The 7,742-nt window shown below is 33.9% G+C and carries 7 protein-coding genes and 1 tRNA gene; 1 reads left to right on the forward strand and 7 read right to left on the reverse strand.

Annotation, left to right across the window (positions count from 1 at the left end):
- Nucleotides 1–173: 173 nt before the first annotated feature.
- The gene (gene rpe / locus PHC28_RS12770; RefSeq protein ID WP_300101118.1) at nt 174–836 is read left to right on the forward strand and encodes a ribulose-phosphate 3-epimerase; all 663 of its coding nucleotides are present in this window, start codon (nt 174–176) and stop codon (nt 834–836) included.
- Nucleotides 837–895: 59 nt separating this feature from the next.
- Here rpe and PHC28_RS12775 read toward each other — a convergent pair.
- The 7 genes from PHC28_RS12775 to PHC28_RS12805 all read right to left on the reverse strand — a co-directional run.
- Nucleotides 896–969: transfer RNA gene (locus tag PHC28_RS12775), tRNA-Arg, on the reverse strand.
- Between the two features lie 82 nt (nt 970–1,051).
- Nucleotides 1,052–1,501, reverse strand: a complete 450-nt coding sequence (locus tag PHC28_RS12780) for a GatB/YqeY domain-containing protein (protein WP_300101123.1) — start codon at nt 1,499–1,501, stop codon at nt 1,052–1,054.
- A 196-nt stretch (nt 1,502–1,697) separates the two neighbouring features.
- The gene (ftsZ, locus tag PHC28_RS12785) at nt 1,698–3,620 is read right to left on the reverse strand and encodes a cell division protein FtsZ (RefSeq protein WP_300101128.1); all 1,923 of its coding nucleotides are present in this window, start codon (nt 3,618–3,620) and stop codon (nt 1,698–1,700) included.
- 41 nt (nt 3,621–3,661) lie between these two features.
- Entirely contained in the window at nt 3,662–5,038 is a 1,377-nt protein-coding gene (gene ftsA / locus PHC28_RS12790; RefSeq protein ID WP_300101134.1) for a cell division protein FtsA, read from the reverse strand.
- Nucleotides 5,039–5,044: 6 nt separating this feature from the next.
- A complete protein-coding gene (locus PHC28_RS12795) occupies nt 5,045–5,767 on the reverse strand; it encodes a cell division protein FtsQ (RefSeq protein ID WP_300101137.1) in 723 nt (240 codons plus the stop codon).
- The gene (murC, locus tag PHC28_RS12800; RefSeq protein WP_300101140.1) at nt 5,754–7,103 is read right to left on the reverse strand and encodes a UDP-N-acetylmuramate--L-alanine ligase; all 1,350 of its coding nucleotides are present in this window, start codon (nt 7,101–7,103) and stop codon (nt 5,754–5,756) included. The genes PHC28_RS12795 and murC overlap by 14 nt, the downstream gene beginning before the upstream one ends.
- Before the next feature lie 177 nt (nt 7,104–7,280).
- Nucleotides 7,281–7,742: glycosyltransferase (locus PHC28_RS12805; protein WP_300101144.1), on the reverse strand; the 462-nt coding region annotated here is incomplete at its 5' end.

Consider the following 7,742-nt stretch of genomic DNA (forward strand, 5'->3'; position numbering starts at 1 on the left):
ATTTTTCGAATTTGGAATTTCAAAGTTAACGACGGTCTGATTAACTGTTCGTTTTTTGATTGATGATTGAAACTCCGGCTGATTACCGGAGTTTTATTTTTTATATTATCTTTGCCGAAACAACACAACTTGTAAAAACGTACTGCAGTGCGTCTCAACGTAACAACCAAACAATGAAAACTACACTTATAGCTCCCTCAGTTCTTGCCGCTGATTTTGCCAATTTACAACGAGACATAGAAATGATAAACAACAGTCAAGCCGATTGGTTTCATATTGATATTATGGATGGGGTTTTTGTTCCCAATATTTCTTTTGGAATGCCAGTTTTGGCTGCCATTGCAAAACACGCCAAGAAAACAATCGATGTCCATTTGATGATTGTTGATCCTGATCGATATATCAAAACTTTTGCAGAATTAGGTGCAAATGTTTTATGCGTTCACTATGAAGCTTGCCCACATCTTCACAGAACCTTGCAAGCTATCAAAGCAGAAGGAATGAAAGCTGGAGTTGCATTAAACCCACACACAAATGTCGATTTATTAGAAGATGTAATTAATGATATTGATATGGTTTTGGTTATGAGTGTGAATCCAGGTTTTGGCGGACAATCCTTTATTGAAAATACTTATGAAAAAGTACAAAAACTAAAATCATTAATCAATAAAAAAGGTGCTTCAACAATTATCGAAATTGACGGTGGTGTAACCAATAAAAATGCGAAACAATTGGCAAAAGTTGGAGCTGATGTTCTCGTTGCAGGAAGTTATGTCTTCAAAGCAGAAAATCCAACAGAAACTATAGCCGATTTGAAGAAATTGACCACTTTTTAAGAATATAAAAATAGCATTCAATAAAAAATCCAAAGACAAAATCTTTGGATTTTTTTATGTGACCGCGGAGGGGTTCGAACCCCCAACCCTCAGAGCCGAAATCTGATATTCTATCCAGTTGAACTACGCAGCCAATATGATTTAGGATTGAAGATTAACGATTTTAGATTTGTGATTTAGATCCTCAAAGTCCAAAATCTCAAATCCTAAATTATTTATACTAAAAGTTTCTTTACAATTGAAGAAATGGTTTTTCCTTCGGCAGTTCCACCTAATTGTGCAGAAGCTAAGCCCATCACTTTTCCCATTGCAGCAATTCCTGATGCACCAGTTTCGGCAATGATTTTTGCAATTACGGCTTCCACTTCGGCTTCGCTTAATTGTGCCGGTAAGAATTTTTCGATTACGGCTATTTGTGCCAATTCTGGTTCAGCCAAGTCCATACGATTTTGCTCTGTAAAAATTTTAGCACTATCCTTACGGGTTTTTACTAATTTTTGAAGTAGTTTAATTTCGTCTGCTGCTGAAATTTCTTCTTTGGATCCTGTAGCTGTTTGAGCTAAAAGGATTTCGGATTTAATAGCTCTTAAAGCTTCCAATGCTACAGTATCTTTGGCTCTCATGGCGGTTTTTATTTCCTCCATGATTTGTGTTGATAAACTCATATATATTTTAGATTTATGATTTGAGATTGCAGATTTGAGAATGTTTAAACTTTAAATTTTCTCGACTGCAATCAGGAAGGCAAATTTAAAGAAATTTAATGGGATTAGCAATAGCTTGCTGGGTTACTCATAAAGACAAAAAATAACCCGGAAATTGAATTCAATTTCCGGGTTAGGCAACATTAGTTTAGGTTAGTTAGTCAACATTATCATGTAAATACGAATTATTTGATCGTAACTGGAGGTCGTCATTGCTGTCAGTTCCCACAGAAATTCTAGAATTTGCACTGTTAGTTTGTGTATTGGAAAGATCAATTCCTAATCTTTTATAGGCTGGTTCTCTTTCTAATTCATCAATTTTTGAAATGTTATTATGAAATTTATAATTGAATTCCTTTAATTTTTTTCTTCTTTCATCAGCTCTAAACTTCAATGTTTCCTCAATAGTCATTTCAACTGGAGAAACATTTTCGAAAGTAGCAGTTTTATTTTCAAATGTATCTACTCGTTTCATCGTGATGTTCATTCCCTCTGGAATCACTTCTTCGACGATTGCTGTTGGTTTTGCTTCCGAAAGTATATTTTCTAATTCAGTGAATTCTTCAAGTGAATATCTAATGATGCCTTTATCTGTCAATTCAGTTACTGGAACAAATTGAACAGGCTCATTAACTTCAATATTTCGAGTTTCATTTGTTAATTCGAATAAAACCTTTTCTTCTTGTTTTACAACAGGTTCGGTTTTAAAAAGTGGCAAATCGAAAGAAAAAGTAGTTTGTTCTTCTTTTTCAAAGATTTTTGGCGCTACAACTTCTATTTGCTTAACTTTTTGTGACTCAACCATAAAATCGATGTCATTAATTGGAGAAACTATTTCAAAAGTCACATCTAAATTTTTGATAAATTCAGACATACCCATTAACTCCTCTTTGTTAATTGAGACAACTTCAGGTTCTTCTACTGTATCTTCTAACAATTCAAAAACAATTCTTTCGGCTGAATTAGATGCTGCAGTTTCATTATTTAAATTGAATGTAGGAACTGACTTTTTGGTCAAATCATAAACCCCTTTTTGTTCATCTTCTAGAGTATGAATAATTTTTTTAGGTTCTGTATTTACAATTTCGTTTTGTTGTTCAACATCAAATCCTGTTGCAATTATTGTTACCGAAATTGCTCCACCAAGATTTTCATCTTCACCAACACCCATAATTATATTGGCATTGTTACCTGCTTCAGCTTGAATAAAATCATTGATTTCACCAATTTCATCAATCGTGATTTCATCAGAGCCAGAAACGATGAGCAACAATACGTTTTTGGCACCTGTGATTTTGTTATCATTCAACAATGGAGAATCTAAAGCAGACATAATTGCCTCCTTAGCTCTATTTTCTCCTGATGCTACAGCTGACCCCATAATGGCAGTTCCACTATTTGCCAAGACTGTTTTAGCATCTTTTAAATCGATATTTTGTGTATAGTGATGTGTAATTACTTCGGCAATTCCTCTTGAGGCAGTCGCCAAAACTTCGTCGGCTTTTGAAAATCCAGCTTTGAAACCAAGATTCCCATAAACTTCTCTCAATTTATTGTTATTAATAACAATTAACGAATCGACTTGTTTACGCAATTTATCAATACCTATAAGTGCTTGTTCCTGACGCACTTTTCCTTCAAACAAGAAAGGCAAGGTCACAATTCCTACGGTTAGGATGTCTCTTTCCTTAGACAATTGAGCAATTACTGGAGCAGCTCCGGTTCCGGTTCCCCCACCCATTCCTGCTGTGATAAAAACCATTTTAGTATTACTGTCAAGCATTTTTTCAATGTCGGCAATACTTTCGATAGCTGATTGTTGTCCAACATCAGGATTTGCTCCAGCACCAAGTCCTTCGGTTAAGTTTACACCTAGCTGAATTTTGTTAGGCACAGAGCTGTTGTCTAAGGCTTGAGAATCGGTATTACAAACGATAAAATCGACGCCTTTGATGCCTTGTTTAAACATGTGGTTTATAGCGTTACTTCCGCCTCCACCTACACCAATAACTTTTATTACATTTGATTGGTTTTTGGGTAAATCAAATGTAATGCTTCCAAATTCTGAGTTGCTCATCATCTTATTGGGTTTTAGTATTTATTATTTTTTATTAGTATTTTTTATTCTGCGTTGTCCAAGAAATCTTTAATCTTATCAACATATCTATCAAAAAAAGATCTTCTTATTTTAGTTTCTGTGGATTCTTCTTTTTTAATTACTTTTTCACTTTCAACCTCGTTTTCAACTTCTTCAACTTCTGGTTGATGAAAAACCGGCGGTCTTATTACCGAGGTCTTCTCTGGAACTCCTGTATCAATCCTAATAGCACTTTGCGTTTTATTTTCGATACTATTCATCACCAATCCCACGGCTGTAGCATACAAAGGACTTGATATTTCTTCGTCAGAATTTCCAGCTAAATGCTCATTTGGATATCCGATTCTAGTATCCATCCCAGTGATGTATTCTACTAATTGCTTAATATGTTTCAATTGAGCTCCACCACCTGTAAGCACAATTCCCGCAATCAATTTTTTTCGAGGATCTTCGTGACCGTAATCTTTAATTTCAGTAAAAACCTGTTCAATAATTTCAACAACACGTGCATGAATTATTTTGGACAAATTCTTCAATGAAATCTCTTTTGGTTCTCTTCCTCTTAATCCTGGAATCGAGACAATTTCGTTGTCTTTATTTTCTCCAGGCCAAGCAGAACCAAATTTAACTTTCAACAATTCGGCTTGCTTTTCGATGATCGAACAGCCTTCTTTAATATCGTCGGTAATTACATTTCCTCCAAAAGGAATAACGGCAGTGTGCCGAATAATTCCATCCTTAAAAATGGCCAAATCTGTTGTTCCACCACCAATATCAATCAATGCAACACCTGCTTCTTTTTCTTCCTGACTCAACACCGCATCAGCTGAAGCCAATGGTTCCAAGGTTAATCCTGATAATTCAATTCCTGAACTTTGAATACATCTTCCAACATTTCTTATTGAAGAAGCTTGACCCACCACAACATGAAAACTAGATTCCAATCTTCCACCATACATTCCGATAGGTTCCTTGATTTCAGATTGCCCATCGATTTTAAATTCCTGTGGCAAAACATGAATAATTTCTTCTCCAGGCAACATTGCCAATTTATTTACTTGGTCAATTAAAAGTTGAATATCATCACCCCCTATTACTTCCTCTGCATTTTTTCTAATAATATAATCACTATGTTGAATGCTACGAATATGTTGCCCTGCAATTCCAACAACTACATCTTTAATTTTGTAACCCGACTTATTTTCGGCTTCAAGAACGGCTTGCTGAATAGATTGAATGGTTTGAGTAATGTTATTTACAACACCTCTTGCCACACCTAGACTTTTAGATTTTCCAACACCTAAAATTTCTAGCTTTCCATATTCGTTTTTCTTGCCTATCATGGCAACAATTTTAGTTGTCCCAATATCTAGACCTACTGCAATATTCTCTTTTTCCATTATCTATTATTTAGTACACACGACTTGTTGCGCAAACCTGAGGTCAATTGTTTTATATTTATATAACGAACTATCTAAAACTGCTTTTTGAAAAAAAGCTTTGTAATTATTGAATTTTGCTTTCACTCTTATGGTTTTGCCAAAATCAATTTGATAATTAAAGTTTCTATTAAGCATTCTCAAGCTTCCGTTTGGCATAATTTGAACACCAATGATATTTTTTTTCAAAAATTCATCGTTATGTATTATGCGAAATAATTCGGCTAAATCTTCGCTGTTTTTTTTATTAATTTCCCCCGAAACAAGTGGAACTCTAGCTGTAAAATTAGTTGACAACGGCATTCTATTTCCTTTGTAATCAATATAGAAAGACTCATCACCGTCAAAAACTCTAGCTATTGGAGTTTTTTGTTTCACTACTGCTTTTAGAACCCCATCAATGCTCACAAATACATCTGATTTTTCAATCATTTCCTGTGTATTTAAAGCCTTTTCTAGCTTATTCAAATCTAATTTATCTTTGTCAATACTTTGTGCATCCTTGTTATTTTCTATTAACAATTTATTAACCGTTTCTTGATCTACAAAAGGAGCGTTTTCTCCTACAAATACAACAACTGATTTTGTCAATTTTCTACTTTCATTCCGATTTGAAGTGAATGAAAAAAGAAAAATTACCAATGTAAACATCAGTATTAATCGAATATTTGTCCAATTAAATAGTTTCATTTAACGCATTTTTAATTGTTGTTACCATTTCTCCAATATCACCTGCTCCAATAGTCACAATAACCGTGGCATCACTCTCTAAAATCGAAGGAATTAATTCCGTTTTTGAAACTAATTTCTTATGTTTATTTTCTATTTTTTTCAATAACCAAGTTGACGTAATTCTTTCCATCGGCAATTCACGAGCTGGATAAATATCCAATAAAATTACTTCGTCAAAAGAGGCAAGACTTTGCGCAAAATCATCGGCAAAATCTCTAGTTCTGCTAAATAAATGAGGTTGAAATATTGCTAATATTTTTTTGTTAGGATACAATTCCCGAACAGCTTGGTGAACCGCATTTATTTCAGTTGGATGATGCGCATAATCATCAATGTAAACTAGTTTTTCTGTTTTTATTTGATACGAAAATCTCCTTTTAATCCCTTTGAATGAACGTAAAGCATTAGCAATGTCTTCGGTTGGGATGCCAAAAGTTTTTGCCATTGCCAATGCCATAAGTGCGTTCATTAAATTATGTTTTCCAGGCAAACCAAATTCTAAATTTTTAATGGTTTCCGAAGGCGTTTTTACATCAAAAACATACTGACTATTTGCTATTCGGATATTGATTGCAGAGAAAACAGCATCTTCATTCACAGCACAAGTAACACCTTGAATAGGCAAATACTTAGTAATGAAAAGTTTACTTTTGTCTTCTACTTTATCCGCGAATTCTACAAACGATGCCTCGATTGTTGATTTATCTCCATAAATATCCAAATGATCCGCATCCATCGAGGTCACGCAAGCAATATTGGGATGCAAATGCAAGAAGGAACGGTCAAATTCATCGGCTTCGACAACCGTTACCGTTTTTCCGCTTCCTATTAAATTCGAATTGTAATTTTCGACAATTCCTCCAACAAAAGCGGTAACATCTACTCCGCTTTCGAATAGAATATGCCCAAGAATTCCTGAAGTCGTGGTTTTTCCGTGGGTTCCTGAAACTGCAAAACAGAAAGTATCTTTTGTAATTATTCCCAGAACTTCGGCTCTTTTCTTTACTTCAAAATCACGTTCTATGAAATAATTCCACTCCGAATGATGCACTGGAACTGCCGGTGTAATAATAACTAAAGTGTTTTCTACGTAATAATCCGTTGGAATTAAATCAATTGAATCTTCAAAATGAATGGCAATTCCAATTTGTTGTAACTCTTTTGTGAGTTGCGTTTCGGTTTTGTCATAACCCGATACATTCTTGCCGATGGCTTTGAAATAGCGCGCCAAAGCACTCATCCCAATTCCTCCGATTCCTATAAAATAGACGTTATGTATTTGATTTAGATTCATTTTACTTTAAAAAAATTAATTATATCTGAAAAAAATATAATTGCTAAAACAATTATTATTAATACCAAAACATTTAAAATTGACTTTTTAAAATATTTTTTATCTTGTTTATAATCATAATAATATGCTACTCCTATTGAGATTATTACTAAAATGAATAGTATTAAAATAACCATATTATTTTTTAATTAATTTCACGATTTCGTCAACTATTTGTTTTGTTGCGTTTGGCAAAGCCAATTGCTTAATATTTTTACTCAACTGTTTTTGTTTTCCATCATCTTTGAGCAAGGCTTCAAAAACTAAACTAAATTCCGAATCAAGTTCGCTTTCCTTAATCATAATCGCTCCTTTTCTATCGACTATTGATTTTGCATTTTTAGTTTGATGATCTTCGGCCACATTTGGTGACGGAATAAAAATCACTGGTTTTCCTACAATACATAATTCAGAAACAGAAGATGCTCCGGCTCTAGAAATAACAATATCCGCTGCAGCATAAACCAAATCCATTCGGTCAATAAATGCCAAAACTTGAACATTATTTGAATTGTATTTCTTATAATCTTCGAAATATAATTTTCCGCATTGCCAAATAACCTGCACATTTTGAGAAACTATATGTTCTAATTCTTTTTC

It is taken from the genome of Flavobacterium sp. (assembly GCF_028712645.1).
In the GTDB taxonomy this organism is placed as follows: domain Bacteria; phylum Bacteroidota; class Bacteroidia; order Flavobacteriales; family Flavobacteriaceae; genus Flavobacterium.

What these genes read in the sequence shown, in the direction of transcription:
- PHC28_RS12795 (WP_300101137.1), bottom strand. Translation starts at nt 5,767, where the DNA reads ATGAAACTATTTAATTGGACAAATATTCGATTAATACTGATGTTTACA.
- PHC28_RS12780 (WP_300101123.1), bottom strand. Translation starts at nt 1,501, where the DNA reads ATGAGTTTATCAACACAAATCATGGAGGAAATAAAAACCGCCATGAGA.
- rpe (WP_300101118.1), top strand. Translation starts at nt 174, where the DNA reads ATGAAAACTACACTTATAGCTCCCTCAGTTCTTGCCGCTGATTTTGCC.
- murC (WP_300101140.1), bottom strand. Translation starts at nt 7,103, where the DNA reads ATGAATCTAAATCAAATACATAACGTCTATTTTATAGGAATCGGAGGA.
- ftsZ (WP_300101128.1), bottom strand. Translation starts at nt 3,620, where the DNA reads ATGATGAGCAACTCAGAATTTGGAAGCATTACATTTGATTTACCCAAA.
- ftsA (WP_300101134.1), bottom strand. Translation starts at nt 5,038, where the DNA reads ATGGAAAAAGAGAATATTGCAGTAGGTCTAGATATTGGGACAACTAAA.